Source organism: Pedobacter steynii, assembly GCF_900103665.1.
GTDB classification, from domain to species: Bacteria; Bacteroidota; Bacteroidia; order Sphingobacteriales; family Sphingobacteriaceae; genus Pedobacter; species Pedobacter steynii.
In genome coordinates this window covers 19,083-37,353 of the sequence record NZ_FNGY01000011.1, presented here as the reverse complement: position 1 = coordinate 37,353, position 18,271 = coordinate 19,083, and the positions used below count along the sequence as shown (strand labels likewise).

The window sequence follows — 18,271 nt, the reverse complement described above, 5'->3', positions numbered from 1 at the left end:
TTCATCAGCCTATTTAAAACATCGCATGATGAACCATAAAAAGAAAGGAACTATAGCTAAAAACTTACAATAGAAAAAGTGGAAAAAACAACCAGACCTTATAGTAAGACCTGGTTGATGTTTGGCGCCAGCCAATAAATTATCAACTGTAACCAGTAGTTGCCCCGCCGTGGAAAGTAAAGGCATACTACATAACCAAACTTATCAAATGTATAAAAAATATACCGTGAAATGGGGTATACCTAATGCCCTATGCCATAAAATCTTGCTAATTATGCGATTAACCACCGTAATATTAATAGCATCTCTAATGCAGGTCAGTGCAGCGACATTTGGCCAGCGCATTACTATAAACCAGCGCAATGCATCTTTGGAAACTGTTTTAAAGGAAATACGGAAACAAAGTGGCTATAGCTTTATTTATGATGTTAAAACACTGAACCAAACACAAAAGATAAATGTTGTCATAAGGAATGCCAGTATTGAAGATGCACTTAAAAAATCACTGGACGGGCTTGATCTGGCTTATGAAATTAACGGTAAAGTGATCTCTATTAAAAAGAAGGAAGGACTTCCTGAGCTTTTTTTTGATAAAAGACTTAAAATAATTGACATTAAAGGGAAGGTCGTCGACGAGGGCGGTAAACCTATACCATCTGTAAGTATTTTGATAAAAGGGACAAAAAAGGGAACCTATACAAATGAAAATGGTGACTTTTCGATTTCGATACTAAACGGAGAACAAGAAATTATTGTATCCGCTGTAGGTTTTGTAACTCAGACCATCATTGTGGGAAATCAAACAAGTATTAATATTGTTCTCAAAGAGAATAAATCAGAGTTAAGTGAGGTGGTCGTAGTTGGGTATGGCACGCAAAAGAAAAGCAACCTGACCGGAGCCGTTTCTGTAGTCTCTATGGACAAGGTTCTTGGAGACCGGCCAGTTGCTAATGTTGGATCTGCATTGCAGGGAGCGGTACCGGGCCTTACTGTTTCGGGGGGTGCAAATCCCGGAGCAAGTAAAAGCATAAATATACGCGGTATCACCTCTATAAACGGTGGAAGCCCTTTGATTTTAGTGGATAACGTTGTAACTACAAATCTTGACCTGATAAACCCTGCGGATATTGAAACAGTTTCTGTGTTAAAAGATGCGGCTTCGGCTGCAATATACGGAGCAAGGGCGTCTTTCGGAGTGGTTATTATTACCACCAAAAAAGGTAAAAAAAATCAAAAAACGCAATTAACCTATAATGGCAATTTTGCATTTGAAAAGCCGATCGATATTCCTGAAAAAGCTTCGCCAATAGAAACGATCCAGGGTTATAAAGATATGGGGTATACAACTTATTGGTCAGGCCAGAATGTAGATAAATGGCTCGGCCTCATTAAACAGTATAATGCTAATCCAGGCAATTTCCCGGAGGCAGGATGGGTTGAGGACGAGGGCTATCGCTATTTTTTAAAGTCGAATGATGAGATCAAAGATATGACCTCAGGGGCGGCTAGCAAGTACATTCACAATATATCCGCATCTGGGGGCAGTGAGCATATCGCCTACCGGTTCTCGCTCGGACGGACATCGGAAGATGGGATACTTATAACCAATAAAGATGCTTATAAAAGAACCAACGTATCTGCTTATGTAAACGCAGATATTAACCGGTGGGTTGCCACTTCACTGGATGTTAAATATGCAAATGGGTATAGAACAACACCAAAAAATTCTGGTGAATTTGGTTTGTTTGGAACCTCACATCCTTCCTATTACCCTAAAGATTCTTTGCCGTATAATGGTGTCATGTATCCGGTAAACACACCTTCAAATATTATCAGGAACAGTGACCTGGAAAGCTGGTTAAATAAAAATACCCGCGTCTTTTCCCGTACCGAATTGTCACCTCTTAATGGACTTAAAGGCTATCTTGAATATACTTACGAAACCAATATTCAAGATCATAAATGGTACAACAATTTGTATTGGCTGCAGCGGGGGGTTGAAAATGCATTAGATCCATCTGATCAATCTACCGCTTATTTTAAAGAGATAAGCCAGATGACCTATAAATCCCTGAATGCCTATTTGACCCATGAGAAAACATTTTTGAAATCTCATACCATAAAACTTACAGCTGGATTCAACCAGGAGGAAAGTACTTCAGAAGGCCTGTCATCCAAGAACTATTACATGATTAGTAATGGTCTGCCCTCCATTTCAGGAGGTACAGGAATAATTGAATCAAAAGACCGGTTTAATGAATATGCCATACGGAGTGGTTTTTATCGCCTCAACTATAATTTTAAAGACAAATATTTACTCGAAGCCAATGGCAGGTACGACGGTAGTTCCAAATTCCCTGCCGATCATCGCTATGGGTTTTTCCCTTCAGTATCTGCCGGTTGGGTGTTAAGCAGGGAGTCATTCATGGAATCATTTAGTCATTGGATGAATACGCTTAAGGTCAGGGCATCTTATGGTTCCCTGGGCAATCAGAGCATTGACGACTACCAGTTTTATTCAGTTATGAGCCCATACCAACCATTCTGGATATCCAATGGCCTCCGACCTACCTCGTTGACAACACCTGGATTGGTACGTAAAGATTTTACTTGGGAGAAGGTAAATACGATTGACATTGGCGTTGATGTAGCCTTTTTAGGGGACCGGTTTTCCGCAAATTTTGATTGGTACGAACGAAATACACTCGGGATGTTGGCGCCAGGGCTTGATTTTCCCGCAGTAGTTGGCGTAAAGGCACCATTGCAAAACGCCGCAGATCTTAAAACAAAAGGATGGGAGTTTTCCATACAATGGCGTGATAAAATAGGTGACTGGAGGTATTCGGCAGCTTTCAACTTGTACAATTCCAGAAGTGTCATTACCAGGTATCGTAATGAAAATAAAGTACTCAGCGATTACTATGAAGGAATGGAACTGGGTGAGGTATGGGGTTATGTAACCGATGGATTTTATACTGCCGATGATTTTGAAGCTAATGGTGCTTTGAAAAAAGATGTGGTTGCTATTCAGGGAGTGATTTCGCATGAGGGAGATATAAAATATAAAAACCTCATGGATGATTCGAATTCCACCAATCAGATTGATATTGGTAATGGTACGTTGACTAATTCCGGCGATAGAAAAGTTATAGGTAATAACAGCCCCCGTTATAATTTTGGGTTTAATGCTTCTGTTGGCTGGAAAAATCTGGATTTATCTATTTTGCTGCAGGGGGTAGCTAAAAGAGACTATTGGATTGGGGGAGATCTGATGTTTCCACATGCCGGAAAATTCTCCACTTTCAACAAATACCAATTAGATTATTGGACACCGGAGCACAAAGATGCGTATTATGGCCGGTTGTACAAAGATGCCGGAGAATCGCATGCGGTTAATCAGAGAGTACAAACTAAATTCCTTCAGAACGCTTCTTATCTTCGTGTAAAAAATGTTTCACTTAGCTATGTTGTTCCAAAATCATGGTTTGGAAAGATCCCTGTAACAGGCGCCCGGATATTTTTTAGCGGTGAGAACATGCTCACCTTCACTAAGTTGATACCCGGGTTGGATCCGGAATTGCTATCCTGGCAATATCCTCAAATGGCCACCTATTCATTTGGAATAAATGTTAACTTCTAATTTAAAGGCAATGAAAAGAACAACTATTTATATACTTGCATTAATCAGTTTATATTCCTGCAAAAAGAGTTTTTTAGACAAATATCCCAAAGACCGACTTATTGAGGAAACAGCTTTTATTACTTACGATAATTTTAAAACGTACGGGTGGTCATTGTATGATATATTCGAAAGTCCCACTCATGTGCAATATGTAGGGACCAATGATGCCCTTGGCTGTATGTATAATGGCGATTTTTTGAGTGGTATTTTACAGAATAAAGCCCAATTGCGAAATCCATGGGCATGGCAATTGGTTACTCCTGAACAAAATGCAGGAGGTTGGGACTTCTCTTTTATACGAAGTGTTAACATCATGCTGGATCATATTGATCAGTCAACAATGAATGATATCGATAAAAAACACTGGCGTTCGGTAGGTTTGTTCTTTAGATCATATCATTATCTGGAATTACTGGCCCGTTTTGGAGATGTACCATGGCTGGAACATGTCGTGAAAGAATCAGACGAAAATATCATTCAAGGTTCAAGAACAGGACGGGATGAGGTCGCCGCTAACATTTTAAGAGATCTTCAATATGCCGAAACAAATATTAAAGTTCAGGGTGAAGGCGCATCCAGCAATACGATTAATCAAAAAGTGGTAAGAGCATTGTTGTCCAGGTTTGCCTTGTTTGAAGGAACATGGAGGAAATACCATAGCCTCCAAAATGCAAACATGTATTTAACAGAGTGTGCCCGTGTATCAAAATTATTGATAGATGCTACACCAGCTATTGGTAGTAGTTATCAACAGTTATGGTCTTCTGAAGTATTAAAAGATTATCCCGGTGTCTTTTTGTTCAAGGAGTATACAAACTCCATTATGATGCAGCCATTTTCGAGAGCTGAAAGAGGCGGTGGCCAGAAAGTGGAAATGCATGCCCGGACTTTAGAAAGATATTTGTGCATTGATGGTAAAACCATTTCAAAAAGTCCTTTGTATAACGGCGATGCCACTATAAATGACGAATTCAGGAATCGGGATCCTCGTTTGTTATATCGGGTAATTCCTCCATATAAAGTAAACGGACCGCTTAACAATACGACCTGGAGTCATACCGGCAATACCCTGGACAGAGAATACATCGATGTAATGAATGCATTAGATAAAACGGCTAACAGGTCATTCCCTGTAAAAAGCTGGCAGCCCTTTGTTATTTTGAATTCTCCCAATATACAAGGAGCTAAAGTTAATCAGGCACCTGTTTCCTGCAATACGGGTTATTATTTTTACATGTATTACAACACTGAAACCAATGTTACAGGTGGTGCTAATTTTTCAACAACCGATGTTCCGCTTTTTCATATAGAAGAAACGATGCTAAACTATGCGGAAGCAAAATATGAGCTGGGAGAATTCGATCAATCCGCAGCCAACCTTACTATTAATAAACTGCGTGCACGTGTAAATGTCGGTCAAATGATTGTGACTGATATTAATGCTGCTTTTGATCCTTTACGTGATCCTTTGGTGGAGCCGGTACTTTGGGAAATAAGAAGAGAAAGAATGGTTGAATTGATGGGGGAAGGCTTTAGTTTTCATGATGTTAGAAGATGGAAGAAGGCGGATTATTTCATCAATGTTCAACCCTTGGGTGCAAGACTAGCTTCATCCTGGCAGGGTGGCTTGCCTGCTTCACTCAAGTTTGTTACTACTGGGAAAGATGCCGGCAGGTGCTATGTTTGGGATGATCCTGTAGCCGGAGGGAAAGGATGGTTAGACAAATATTATTTGTATCCGATTCCCACTGCTCAAATTGCACTTAATCCAAATATTATACAAAATCCAGGCTGGTAGTAAAGCAAAAAGCATGTTCCCGATTTCGGGAACATGCTTTATTGTATGATGTCAACAGATGGTGCTCTGTTCATTCGGTATCAACCATAAAAATTATTAAAGAGAAATGAAGAAAATCACTTTTTATATTTTGTTTTCAATACAGGCATTTACGGGTAATGCACAAAAGGCTGTGGTATCAAAGCCCAATGTTATTTATATCCTTGCCGATGATATGGGGCGTGGCATGCTATCGTATTACGGACAGAAAATCGTAAAGACGCCGAATATTGATAAGATTGCAAAACAAGGCGTAAGTTTTAACCGTTCGTACGGAGGTGTTTATTGTGCACCATCGCGGGCTAGCTTAATCACTGGCTATAGCGATTGCCGCAAAGGGAAATATGTATTAACCCAAGCGGGTATTTATGAAAAGGTAGCCAAAGGTTTATTGTCTGATGAGCAGGCACAAGCCAAAGTAGATAGTGTGGTTAATAATGAACCCGACATTACCTATTTACCACAAGTATTTAAACAGGCTGGATACGTTACCGGTGAAATTGGAAAACTGGATTATGGTTTTGTAACCACTACCAAACAAATGAAAAAGCATGGATGGGATTACTGGTATGGTTATTACGACCATCAGCAATGTCATGGTTTTTATCCTATGTTTTTGCATGAAAACGGTAAGATGATTTCTATTCCGGGTAACACCAGACCCGATGCTGGAAAAACCGGCGAATGGGGCTCGGTAGAAGGTGAGAATGAACGTTGGAACATGGAGGGAAAAACGGTTTATTCACAGGATTTGTTTTTAGATAAGATGCTTTCGTTTATTCATCAAAACAAAAACAAACCATTCTTTCTTTACCATTCTACGCAGTTGCCTCACGGCCCTGTGGCTATTCCAGCTATTCATCCCGATTTTGTTTTTAACAACAAACTAACGCAAATTGAGAAGGAATATGCTTCCATGCTTAAGAAGCTGGATGATAACGTAGGTGTAATTATGGATGAGTTGAAAAAAACGGGTTTGGAGAAAAATACCATCATCGTTTTTTCTTCAGATAATGGCCACGAATTGTACTACAGCTACAAAGGCCGTGTAGAGAAGCCCTACAAGAATATGCAAACCGGAAAGGGATTCGACAACATTAGCGAAAAATTTTATAGTAGTATTGGTGGTGATGTGTTTGATGGCAATAATGGCATGGCTGGTTTAAAGCGAATGAATTGGGAAGGCGGTGCCAGAGTCCCTTTGTTTGTAAGTTGGCCGGGATATTTTAAACAAAATGTGGTATCGCAACAATTGGTGGGCAATTACGATTTTATGGCAACCATGGCAGAACTGTTACAGGTAAAGCCAAAAGACAAAAAAGATGGCGTTTCGTTTTTGTCGACCTTAAAAGGAAAGAAAAATGAAACACAACATCATGCCATTGCCTTCGCATCGCCTATGGGGCCGGCATTAGTCACTAATGATGGATGGAAGCTGCGGTACCTTGCAGCGAAGAAAATTTATCAGCTCTATTATTTGCCCAACGATTATAAAGAAGAACATGATCTGATACTACAACAGCCCGATAAAGTGGAAACTTTAAAAAAGATATTAACTGAGAAATGTGATGGCGATGTGAATAATGGCTGGTTTAATGATAACAGGGATGTGAAAGGAATTTAATATACGCTACCAGAGATAAAATTAAACTTGAGCCGAATTATTCTCATACGGTCTGTTACTCAAATACCGGAAAATTTTTTCCGGTATTGCAGTGGGCCGATTTCTTTCAATTTGAAAAACTGTTTCCTGAAGTTAGGTAGGGAATTATATCCGCTTTCAAAACAGACCTCCACAATGGGTTTAGCTGTATCCAGCAATAAGGTACAAGCGTGGCTAATGCGTATCTCAGCGAGAAAATCAAAATAGGTCTTTTTCGTGCGTTTTTTGAAATAATTACAAAATGCAGGTACGCTCATACAGGCCAGATCTGCAACTTCTTTTAAACTAATCTTTTGCTGGAAAGATTGCATTGTATATTGAAAAATCTTATTGATCTTTCCATTGTCTTTATCAATTAACTTAGCCGCCTCTAAGGTCGAAAGTTGCCGGATATCTTCCTGTTGGCTCATCATGTCCAGACATTGACAAAGGCCAATAATCCGTTGCAGCCCTTGTTTGTGTTCTAAGGCGCTGATACTTACTGCAAGTTCCTTTTTAACACTTCCAGTTAATTTAATACCATAACGGGCCTTGTCTAATAATGCCCTTAACCGTTTGCACTCTGGTAAATCAAGGAAATCATCTCCCCAGAAATTGTCCTTAAATTGTATAACAAGAGCACTTGCGATCATTTCAGCTCGTTTTTTAGGAAAAGCATGGGGTAGATTCGATCCCATAAAATAGATGTCTTGTGCCTGATATTCGCCAATATGGTTACCGATAAAGCTGGTACCTTCGCCTTTAATAATCAATACCAGCTCATACTCGATGTGGTGGTGCCAGCCCAATTCATATTCTGGCGTTGTAAAGGTTTTTACTATAAAGGAACAATCGCTGCTTAATGGCAGCTTTTCTTCGATAAGTTTCATCTTAAATCATTTCTTTAAGTAAATCAAACCTCGTAAAAAAAAACTTTTATTATTATAATGCCTGTTTCAAGATAAGAAAAATAGATAAGATAGTTTCTTTTTTAAGTAATCAGATTACTTTTTTTTAATCGGAGAATATCGAATTTGCGATGTCAGATCTATAAAGAAAAAATCTATTTACCTGACATTTCATAAAATTGATGACCATGCCAACTAACCAGGACCTTTCAAAAAAACATCAGCTTATTTCCGATCTGTTTAAATGGCCGGTAAAATCGTCCGACTGGGAACCATACAAACTCAGTAATGAACAACTGGATTTTTTTAAAGAGTTCGGATACCTGAGTGGCGTAAAATTATTGGATGAATGGCAGATTGATCGCCTGCATAAAGAATTAGAGGAAATTGTAGATCCCAAACATCCATTGAATGGATTGTTCCATGAGTTTCACAGTAATGAATCCGTTGATCCTGATTCCGTTTTATTTCATGCATTAGGGGCATGGCGCATTACAGAAGGATTTCACGATGTGATATGGAATCCGGCCTTTGCCATGGCTGCCAGTCAGATCTTAGGCAATAAGGCAGTACGTTTCTGGCATGATCAGTTGTTTTGTAAACCAGCAAGACATGGGGGAGTTGTGGCCTGGCACCAGGATTATTCTTATTGGACACGTACAGGACCGATGCAGCATTTAACTTGCTGGGTTGGATTGGATGATGCCAGCACCGAAAACGGTTGTTTATATTATGTACCTAAAAGTCACAATTGGGGCTTGCTGGATAAGCCAGATCTGGCAGGTGATATGGAGGGCTTGATGCAGTACTTAACAGAAGAACAGAAGGCAGAATTTAAGCCTGTTCCTATCGAACTCAAAAAGGGGCATGCTACATTTCATCATCCTTTAATGGTTCATGGTTCGTTTCCCAATAAATCACCTTGTTCCAGAAGCGCGTTCGTTCTAAATGTATTTACTGACGGTACAAAATCCAATACGGACGAAATATTGCTCAAAGGTGTGCCACCTATAAAAGCAGGACAGCAAATGGAAGGGCAGTTTTTTCCACTGATATTTTCTCCCGACATCCCGATTTAATTCCTAAACAGATCGCGTTCATTTTAGAGTATCTCTGGTAATGACATCAAAGGCTTCGATCAAGTGATACGCTTTGTGAAAACATTATTTAACACTAAGTATTATGATTATTACATAAAATTGTTACATTTCACAATATTTTGCGAGCGGCCAATTTTAAAGATCTGACAGAATAATATAGGGAATTTTGTCAGGATAAAAAGATAAGTCTTTGCAGGAGTCCTTAATTATGTAATGGAAACGCTGAAACAAAGCTTTGCTCAATTATTTAAAAGTTATCATCATCGATCGGTTCTGTTTGCGAAATCTTTTGTGCGTCTGGATGAAGTCGCGGAAGATATTGCATCCGATGCTTTGTGTATACTATGGGAACGGATGAAGAAGGAAGAGGTGTTGTCGGTGAAGAGTTTCCTGTTTCGGGTCATTAAGAATAAATCACTGGACTATCTCAAACATCAGAAGGTAAGGCGTAAAATAATAGAATCAATTGAAGATTGGGAGAGTAGAGATTTGCAACTGCGCATCGATACCCTCGAAAGCATGCATGAAGAAGAGATGCTCACTAAAGAAATTACAGAGATTGCCAATCAGACATTGCAGTCGCTTCCGGAAAAGACACGTCAGGTTTTTTTAATGAGCCGTCAGGAAAATCTTTCCGGTAAAGAAATTGCCCAACAATTGGATATATCGGTAAAAGGGGTGGAATATCACATGTCTAAAGCACTGAAAGTACTCTCCGTAAATCTGAAAGATTACTTAAGTGTTTTCTTGTTTTTCTTTTAATCTGGTTAGGGAAGTGGGGCCCTCAATCGTCTTTATTTTACGAAACTATCTTACTTATGGAAAAACTGTTGTTAAAATACATTGATGGTCAGGCCTCTGATGAAGAAAGACGGAAGGTATTGGAATGGATTGAGGCAGACCCTACCCATAAAAACGAATATCAATCCCTCCATAAAGCTTATGTCGTGTCGGTCTGGGAGGACATAGAAGAACAAGAGGAATCAGCAGTACCTCGTAAAAATAACATCATCAGACTCTCCTGGCTTCGTACAGCTGCTGCTGTATTGTTGGTGATCAGTTTGTTCTGGAATGTGAGGTCATTTATATGGAAGGAAAAATCAACCTTAGAAGACCCGATGGGTATGCAAACCGTTCATGTGCCCGCTGGTCAGCGTGTGGAGCTGATTTTGCAGGATGGCACGAAGGTTTGGCTAAATGCGAACAGTACCTTCCGTTTTCCGGGCAGATTCGATGCTGAAAAAAGAGAAGTTTATCTGAACGGGGAAGGTCGCCTGGATGTGGTGCATAATGAGCACTTGCCGTTTATTGTGAAAACGGAAAACTATGCGGTCAAAGTGTTGGGGACAGATTTTAACGTCAAGGCCTATGGGACTGACAACTTTGAAACGGCTTTGATGAGTGGGCGTGTAGAAATCGAAAGTGCGAAGGGGAAGAAATTTATACTCCATCCGAATCAAAAAGTAGTAGAGGAGCATGGAAATTTAAGAATTGATACCATAGGTAATATGGATCCTTACCGCTGGAGGGAAGGTCTGTTGTGTTTCGAAAATGAGTCTGTAGAAAGTCTGTTTCAAAAAGTGGAAATCTATTACCACATTAAAATTACGAATAAAAACAAAAAGTTGGCAAATAGAAGATACACCGGGAAATTCTGGATGGATGATGGTGTGGAGCATATGCTAAGGGTTTTGCAATTGAACAATGATTTTACTTACCAGCGTGATTTTGAAACTAATGAATACATAATTCATTAGCATTTTTTTTGTGAAATGTTTAAAATCAGCAGGATATCAATCTGATAGTCCGTTTTTTTTTGACGCTGGGATACTGAAAATAAAAATTATAGAAAAGGGCTAGGGATAGTCTTTGCTAAATCGTCTTATGTGTAGTTAACCAAATATAAACTTAAACACATAACGCCTATGACGGAAATAGTCAGTAGACCCACTTTCAAAAAGGAGAGCCAGATTTTCTCCACCGTAATTATTCATAACCTGGACCAAGCACAACCAAATAATAAACGTTTATGAGAAATATAAACTTAAAAAATATTTTACAATTTGTTAAAAAAGCCAGATATGCCGTTTTTGTGATCGCACTTACTTTAGCGAGCGCACAGGTGTCGGCGCAAACCAAATCTGTTTCGATAAATGCGAATGCGATTTCTCTTAAGGAAGCGATCGGCAAGATTGAAAAGCAAACCAGTTACCTGTTTATTTATGATAACATGGTGATCAATTTAAACAAATCCGTTGCAGCTCATTTTAAAAATGAAAAGCTGGAAACAGTTTTGAACGAACTATTTAAAGGAACGGATATCCGTTATGTAATCGAGGATCGGAATATCATTCTAATACGGCAGGGAAAAGATCTCCCTCAGACACCGCAGCGACAGATTCAAGTGTCCGGACACGTTCTGGATAAAGACGGAAAACCTTTGCCGGGGATATCTGTGGGCGAACAGGGAGTGAAGAACAATCAGTTGACCGGTTCGGATGGACAGTATAGTATCAAGGTGAAGTCAACCGCGACACTCCTATTCTCGCATGTAAGCTATGAGTCGGTTGCGAGAGAGGTCAATGGGCAATCTTCGATCGACATCGTCTTAGCAAATGACGCTAAAAATCTGGAGGAAGTAGTTGTCATAGGTTATGGAGCCGTGAAGAAAGGCGACTTGACTGGTGCGGTCAGCCAGATTAAAGCTAAAGACCTGCCTCAAACCGGAAATATGTCATTGGGCCAAATGATGTCAGGTAAAGCTTCGGGCTTGCAGGTATCTCAGACCAGTGCCCAACCGGGATCCGGGGTTTGGATACAGATCAGGGGTAACGCTTCCGGTGGTGCTGGTAATTCAGGTCCGCTTTATGTCATTGATGGTTATCCTATTTCTGCCGAAAATATGGAGCCAGGTGGCGGAAAGTATAGTTCCGGAAGTAAATCTCCTTTGAATAACTTAAATCCGGGGGATATTGAATCGATTGAAATTTTGAAGGATGCAGCGGCAACAGCGATCTATGGCGCCCGTGCGGCTAATGGTGTTGTTTTAATTACAACCAAACGCGGTAAAAATGGAGAACGTGCAACAGTTCAATATTCAGGATCCATGTCAACGCAAAAGAAGGTGAAACAAATAGAGATGTTAAATGCCTGGGACTTTATGAAAGAGACCAATAGGGTGATTTATGAAAATTGGTTATCCAACAATAGAATAAGCCCTTATGGAAATATAGACCCGGGATCTGTAGCCAGCCCTTATGTTCCTAAGTATTCCGAAAAGGATATTGCTAACGCACAAAACACGGATTGGCTGGGTGCGGTAGAGAGAGACGGGCGTATTGCCCAACACAACTTGTCTTTGAGAGGGGGGACGGAACAAACATCTTATTACGTCTCTGGAAGCATCTTTGATCAGCTTGGCGTTATTAAGAATAATGGAATTAAACGTTATTCCGGCCGGGCAAACTTTGATCAGAAATTAGGGAAATTTATAAAAACCGGCATTAACCTTAATATCAGTCAGGTTAACAATGCGAATGTGGCATTGAGCAATGGCCAAAATGAAAATGCGGGTGTAATTAGGGCAGCGATGAGCTCGAACCCCTCACTTCCTATTTACGATAAAGAGGGAAAATTTCTGCTAGACCCGAACCTGCCCTTTTTACCGAATGCGGTTTCTTTGCTGGATGTAAGCGATCAAAATAAAATCAATGGATTGCTGGGCAATTTCTATTTGACAGTAACTCCTGTTCAGGGCCTGGATGTAAAAATGAATGCAGGCTTTCAGCAGGAAAAAGGCGAGCGAAATACATATATGCCTAAAACGACATTATATGGACTTAAGGAAGGTGGACAGGCTACCAGGGCATTTTTGAATCGTTCAAACGAATTGTTTGATCTCACAGCTTCTTATGTTAAAACGATTGCTGATCGTCATACGATATCAGCAATGGGGGGATACTCTTACCAACACTTTTCTACAGATGGCGTTGATGCCGGAAACAGCCGTTTTATTACGGATGCATTTCTATGGAATAATTTGGGCGCGGGTGAAAGCATAAAACCAAGAGTTGGTTCCTATGCTAACGAAGAAATCTTAGGCTCAGTATTTTCTCGTTTAAACTATAATTATGATGACCGTTATTTGGTTTCAGCTACGATACGTGGGGATGCCTCTTCCAAATTTGCGAAAAATCATAAATGGGGATATTTTCCTTCTGTAGCTCTTGCCTGGCGCATCATAAACGAGAACTTTATGAAAGAACAGAAGGTGGTATCCGACCTGAAATGGCGTGTCAGTTTCGGCCAGACCGGTAATTCCAATATAGGAGCGAATTCACTGGCACTATATTCAACCGGATCTAATTATATTTTCGGTGATCAGTCTTCAGTCGGCGTATCCCAGAGCCAGTTGGCCAACCCTGATTTGAAATGGGAAACGACAACAGAACTCAATCTGGGGCTGGACTTCGGATTTTTCAAAAACAGGATAACCGGCTCAGTGGAATTCTTTACCCGACGTGTCTCAGATTTGCTTGATACGAAGGTGCTAATGCAGTATAATCCAATTAATACCGTTATGGCGAATATTGGTGCAAAAGGCAGTAAAGGTTTTGAATTAGGAATTGGTTCCCGCAACCTGACTGGTGACTTTAAGTGGTCTACAGATTTTACATTTTCGTTATATCGTGACCGATGGCTGGAAAGAAACCCTCAGTGGAAGAAAGCCATTTACGAAAATGCAAAAGACATGTTGAATCCTTATTATATTTATTTGTCTGACGGATTGGTACGGACTTCCGACATGAATCCGGATGGAAGCTCAAAGCTTGTGCATATGCCAAATGCCAAACCTGGTATGATTAAATATAAGGATGTGAATGGACGTGGGGCGAATGGTGAATTGGTGGCTGGTGCGGATGGGAAACTGGACGATGCAGATATTGTTTATCTCGGTACAAGAACATCCAAGTTTCATATTGGCTTCGGAAATACTTTTGAATACAAGAATTTTGACCTGAATGTTTTCTTCTATGGTTATTTCGGAAGGAAACTGGATCCGCCTGCATATCTGGGTTATGTAAATGGTTCTGATGCGTTAAGAGCCGGATCAAATATGGCTGATGCCGTAAAAAATCGTTGGACTCATGATCATCAAAATGGGAAGTATCCGACCAGCGTGTCTAATCCATACGAGAGACCTTCTGATTTTTGGCTGGAAAATGCAGATTTTCTACGCTGTAAAAATATAACCTTAGGATATACATTACCTAAGATAAAGCGCCTGGGTAAAGTTGTACAAAGTCTTCGTCTTTATTCAGATATACAGAATCCGTTTATTATTACAAAATATAGCGGCGTAGATCCGGAAATGGATGGCATAGCGGCTTATCCAACTCAATTAACTGTTTCTTTTGGAGTAAATGTAATTTTTTAATAATCATAGAAAATGAAAAGATTTTTGCATACTAGAAAAGTAGTATATACCCTAATGTGTTTCTTAGTATTAGGGATGTCTTCCTGCTTGAGTAATTTAGACCCTATCATAAAAGATAGAATCATGCCGGATAATTATTTCAAAAATGAAAATGATGCCCGGGCAGCTGTGACCGCGATTTATAGCCCCATGCGCGGACAAGGCGGAATATATGATTGTTATGTAGAAACCTACCTGATGTTGTCAAACCTGGCAGCCGATGATATGGGGCTGCGTCGTTCTGATTTAGAGGTCGTGGAGAAATTCATATGGAATTCGACAACGAATGCGGTAACAAAGCATTATAGTGACTGGATCAAGCATGTAAGCCGGGCGACACTTCTGATGGATGATTTGCAGCGTACACCAATGAATGACAAACGGAAACAGGAATTTGTAGCTGAAGTACAATGTGCACGTGGGCAATACATGTTCTTTTTATATGATTTTTATGGTACAGCCGGTGTAGTGATGGATCCGGCAATTTTGAGGGATCCGGGAAATGAAGTTATTCTGGAACGGATGCCGAAAAATGATTTTGTAAACCTGATCGAGAAAGATTTGAAGGAATCTGCTGCCGTACTGCCCGAAAGATATGCCGGGCCTGATTTTGGACGTTTCACTAAAGGGACTGCCTATGCCATATTGGCCAAGCTTTATTTGCAGGAAAAGCGTTGGAATGATGCTGAACAGGTTTGCCGGGAGATATTAAAACTTGGATATGAACTGCAACCTTCTTATGCTTCTGTTTTTGCTGTGGAGAATGAGAAAAACAAAGAGGTCATTTGGGCGGTTTCCTGCCTTTCTGAAGGGGGAGATGGTAATACCTGGATGACACATGTTGTTCCACCTAATTATCCGTTGAAAAATACGCTGATCCAAAGATGGAATGTGCATAGCACGCCATGGCGTTTTTATGATAAATATGAAAAAGGAGACAACAGACTGAAGTCCCTGATTGGAGAGTTTAAATACTTGCCGGCAGGAGCAACTGACTCAGTGTTGGCAACCCGCTACAATTACGAACATTTGAAGAATGGGGCGATTCCAATCAAATATCCGGAAGATCCGAAGCAAACATCTGAAAAGGCTGGGAACGATAAAGTGATTTATCGGTATTCGGATGTCCTTTTGGAATTGGCGGAAGCTATTAATGAACAAAATGGTCCAACTCCAGAAGCCATCGGCTATGTAGAGCAAATACGTAAGCGTGTTGGACTACCTAATTCTATTCCGGCATCAGCAACTGCAGGGAAGGACGCATTCAGTGATTTTATCCTGGATGAAAGAGGCCGGGAATTATTTTGTGAAGGTCATCGTAGAAGGGATTTAATCCGTCATAATAAGTTTATCTCAACTGCTCATCAGGAAGGATATATAAGTGCGCAGTCCTATATGGTTTTATTTCCGCTCCCTCAAAATATCCTTGATGAATCAAAAGGGAAAATCAAGCAAAATCCAGGTTATTAAAGAGTCGTACAGCTAACCTGTGTTTCTTGAAAAAAAGAAGCGCAGTAAATTAAATAGGAAAGAGTTGAAATGAAAAAAATATTTGTAATCATAAGTTTAGTCGTTCTTGTTGTTTTGGTCGTAAAAGGGCAGTCTTCCAGGACAAGCAAGCGATCAGATGTTGAGAGTTCCAAAACCCGTGTTGCGCAGAAGGGTAACACGTGGTTATTGGAAAACGACCATTTAAAGGTAAACGTTGACGCTAAAAGTGGTGCCTTGACGGTCTACGATAAAGGTGGTCGGCGGGAATGGAAGCAAGCGCCCCTGAGTGAGCGCCATGTTCGAAACATTAGTGCCATTGACGGCCCGGTACGAGGTCTGCAATTTGAGACGGAGTTCGGGACTAAGCCCTATGTATTGACGCTGAAACTGACCTTGTCAAATACATCATCCGACTTGTTTATTGAGGCAGATATGAAGGATCGGAATACGGTGATTGAAGAAATTCCGTTTCTCGATCCGTTTCAACTCAACTCGGAGAGTGGGGCTCTTGCTATCGCCGATTTCAGCAATGGCCACCTCTACCCTTTAAACCTCAAACCTTTTCCTCAAAAACGTTTCGGTACTTCTTTGCTCGATATGCCTTGGGTAGGAGTCTGTGATATGGAGAAGGGGTTTGGATATGGAATCATATTGGAAACATCCGACGATGCTTACTTCGACATGGTGCCACTTAAGACTGGAGATCATGAGGTAGTTGCACCCCGTGTAGGATGGGGACCAAGTTTGAAGCGCTTTGGATATTCGAGGCGTATGATCTATAATTTTATTTCCCAGGGGGGCTATGTGGCATTGGCCAAACGCTATCGGACCTATGCTCAAAAACATGGGCTGATCGTGCCCTTCTCGGAAAAGATTAAGAAAAACCCGAACCTGAACCGCCTGTTTGGAGCAGTTGATGTCTGGGATGGCGAAAGCCTCGCGTTTGCAAAGGCGGCAAAAGCAGCCGGAGTTAAGAAGATGATCATTAATGGTTCTGCACCACCAGAGGAAATGAAGGCCATTAACGAACTGGGTTATTTAACGAGCGCTTACGATGCCTATCAGGATGTTTTTCCGCTGGAAGCAAATGGCATAATTGATAGTGGTCACGATTTGGTGCCGGAAAACGTAGTGCTCAAAAGTGACAGTACACGCATGCTGGCATGGCGTTCATGGGATGGGAAACAGTCTATGAAGAGGTGTCCTGCCTTTTGGAGGCACGCTGCGGAGTTGACGATCCCTAAGGTTTTAAAGACCCGCCCGTATCTTGGACGATTTATAGACGTGACCACGGCTGAAGACCTGTACGAATGCTACGACGAAAAGCATCTGCTAACACGTACGGAGAAGCGCCAAGCCGGGGTTGACCTGCTTGGCTATGTCCAGTCGCTTGGCCTGGTTACAGGTGGAGAACACGGCCGGTGGTGGTCTGTTCCGGTAATCGATTATATTGAGGGCATGATGAGTGGGGGTACCGATTACTATGCATGGTCTGCACCCTATCTTCAACACCCCAAAAAGAAAGACTATCCAAAATGGGAGCAGTACGAAAAATGGGGGATCGGCCATCAGTATCGTGCTCCGCTCTGGGAATTGGTTTTTCATGATTGTGTTGTATCCACTTGGTATTGGGGAGATTCCAACGATTTTCTTTTGAGTGCTGCTCCGGAGCTGACTGCAAAGAAGGATGCTTTTAATATCCTTTACGGAACGATGCCAATCCTATGGGCCAACAAAAAAACAGGTGGTCCCGGTCCAAATGAGCAAGGATCATGGGAAATAGCCCGGGAGACCTTTCTGAGGACGTATCGCAATGTCTGCAATTTGCACGAGGCAATTGCAGAAAAGGAAATGCTCAGTCATGAATTCCTGACAGCTGACCGGGACGTTCAGCGCACGTTGTTTTCCGATGGTACTCAGGTGATTGTCAATTTCGGTAAGAAGCCTTATAATACAACAGTTGGTGGAAAGAAGTATCTGTTGCCGGAGAATGGCTTTGTTGCGAAAGGCCCGCGAATCGAACAATCGCTGTCGCTTGTCAATAATCAGCCGGTCACTAGGATCCAAACTGCAGATTTTCAATTCACAGATGCAAAATAGATAGAAAATCTATTGATAAAGTAAGAGCATCTTTA

General features: G+C 40.9%; 10 protein-coding genes. 9 read left to right on the top strand and 1 reads right to left on the bottom strand.

The genetic code is table 11. The annotated features are described in order from the left end of the window. Nucleotides 1–310 precede the first annotated feature (310 nt). From BLQ87_RS25710 to BLQ87_RS25700, 3 genes are all read left to right on the top strand, one after another. Nucleotides 311–3,640, top strand: a complete 3,330-nt coding sequence (locus BLQ87_RS25710) for a TonB-dependent receptor (protein WP_172664969.1) — start codon at nucleotides 311–313, stop codon at nucleotides 3,638–3,640. A 10-nt stretch (nucleotides 3,641–3,650) separates the two neighbouring features. Continuing rightward, entirely contained in the window at nucleotides 3,651–5,480 is a 1,830-nt protein-coding gene (locus tag BLQ87_RS25705; protein ID WP_074612004.1) for a RagB/SusD family nutrient uptake outer membrane protein, read from the top strand. 106 nt (nucleotides 5,481–5,586) lie between these two features. Then, nucleotides 5,587–7,143, top strand: a complete 1,557-nt coding sequence (locus BLQ87_RS25700) for a sulfatase-like hydrolase/transferase (RefSeq protein ID WP_074611795.1) — start codon at nucleotides 5,587–5,589, stop codon at nucleotides 7,141–7,143. 59 nt (nucleotides 7,144–7,202) lie between these two features. On the opposite strand, the gene BLQ87_RS25695 is transcribed toward BLQ87_RS25700, so the two are convergent. Then, the gene (locus tag BLQ87_RS25695; protein WP_074611794.1) at nucleotides 7,203–8,051 is read right to left on the bottom strand and encodes an AraC family transcriptional regulator; all 849 of its coding nucleotides are present in this window, start codon (nucleotides 8,049–8,051) and stop codon (nucleotides 7,203–7,205) included. Between the two features lie 206 nt (nucleotides 8,052–8,257). On the opposite strand from BLQ87_RS25695, the gene BLQ87_RS25690 reads away from it, so the two are divergent. From BLQ87_RS25690 to BLQ87_RS25665, 6 genes are all read left to right on the top strand, one after another. Then, nucleotides 8,258–9,148 carry a phytanoyl-CoA dioxygenase family protein gene (locus tag BLQ87_RS25690; RefSeq protein ID WP_074612002.1) on the top strand — a complete coding sequence of 297 codons (891 nt, stop codon included), beginning with the start codon at nucleotides 8,258–8,260 and terminating at the stop codon, nucleotides 9,146–9,148. 234 nt (nucleotides 9,149–9,382) lie between these two features. Then, complete coding sequence (locus BLQ87_RS25685; protein WP_074611793.1) at nucleotides 9,383–9,931, top strand: RNA polymerase sigma-70 factor; 549 nt, start codon at nucleotides 9,383–9,385, stop codon at nucleotides 9,929–9,931. Between the two features lie 56 nt (nucleotides 9,932–9,987). Continuing rightward, nucleotides 9,988–10,926, top strand: coding sequence for a FecR domain-containing protein (locus tag BLQ87_RS25680; protein ID WP_074611792.1), 939 nt, complete (start codon nucleotides 9,988–9,990; stop codon nucleotides 10,924–10,926). Nucleotides 10,927–11,198: 272 nt separating this feature from the next. Continuing rightward, nucleotides 11,199–14,606 carry a TonB-dependent receptor gene (locus BLQ87_RS25675; RefSeq protein WP_074611791.1) on the top strand — a complete coding sequence of 1,136 codons (3,408 nt, stop codon included), beginning with the start codon at nucleotides 11,199–11,201 and terminating at the stop codon, nucleotides 14,604–14,606. Between the two features lie 123 nt (nucleotides 14,607–14,729). Next, nucleotides 14,730–16,115 (top strand): RagB/SusD family nutrient uptake outer membrane protein, encoded by a 1,386-nt coding sequence (locus tag BLQ87_RS25670; RefSeq protein WP_172664968.1) that lies wholly within the window; start codon nucleotides 14,730–14,732, stop codon nucleotides 16,113–16,115. Nucleotides 16,116–16,184: 69 nt separating this feature from the next. Then, nucleotides 16,185–18,236, top strand: a complete 2,052-nt coding sequence (locus BLQ87_RS25665) for a glycoside hydrolase (protein WP_074611790.1) — start codon at nucleotides 16,185–16,187, stop codon at nucleotides 18,234–18,236. The last annotated feature ends 35 nt before the right edge of the window (nucleotides 18,237–18,271 follow it).

Bases quoted from the DNA above. Each gene is read 5' to 3' on its own strand.
- BLQ87_RS25675 (WP_074611791.1), top strand. From the start codon at position 11,199: ATGAGAAATATAAACTTAAAAAATATTTTACAATTTGTTAAAAAAGCC.
- BLQ87_RS25700 (WP_074611795.1), top strand. From the start codon at position 5,587: ATGAAGAAAATCACTTTTTATATTTTGTTTTCAATACAGGCATTTACG.
- BLQ87_RS25695 (WP_074611794.1), bottom strand. From the start codon at position 8,051: ATGAAACTTATCGAAGAAAAGCTGCCATTAAGCAGCGATTGTTCCTTT.
- BLQ87_RS25685 (WP_074611793.1), top strand. From the start codon at position 9,383: ATGGAAACGCTGAAACAAAGCTTTGCTCAATTATTTAAAAGTTATCAT.
- BLQ87_RS25710 (WP_172664969.1), top strand. From the start codon at position 311: ATGCAGGTCAGTGCAGCGACATTTGGCCAGCGCATTACTATAAACCAG.
- BLQ87_RS25680 (WP_074611792.1), top strand. From the start codon at position 9,988: ATGGAAAAACTGTTGTTAAAATACATTGATGGTCAGGCCTCTGATGAA.
- BLQ87_RS25670 (WP_172664968.1), top strand. From the start codon at position 14,730: ATGCCGGATAATTATTTCAAAAATGAAAATGATGCCCGGGCAGCTGTG.
- BLQ87_RS25705 (WP_074612004.1), top strand. From the start codon at position 3,651: ATGAAAAGAACAACTATTTATATACTTGCATTAATCAGTTTATATTCC.
- BLQ87_RS25690 (WP_074612002.1), top strand. From the start codon at position 8,258: ATGCCAACTAACCAGGACCTTTCAAAAAAACATCAGCTTATTTCCGAT.
- BLQ87_RS25665 (WP_074611790.1), top strand. From the start codon at position 16,185: ATGAAAAAAATATTTGTAATCATAAGTTTAGTCGTTCTTGTTGTTTTG.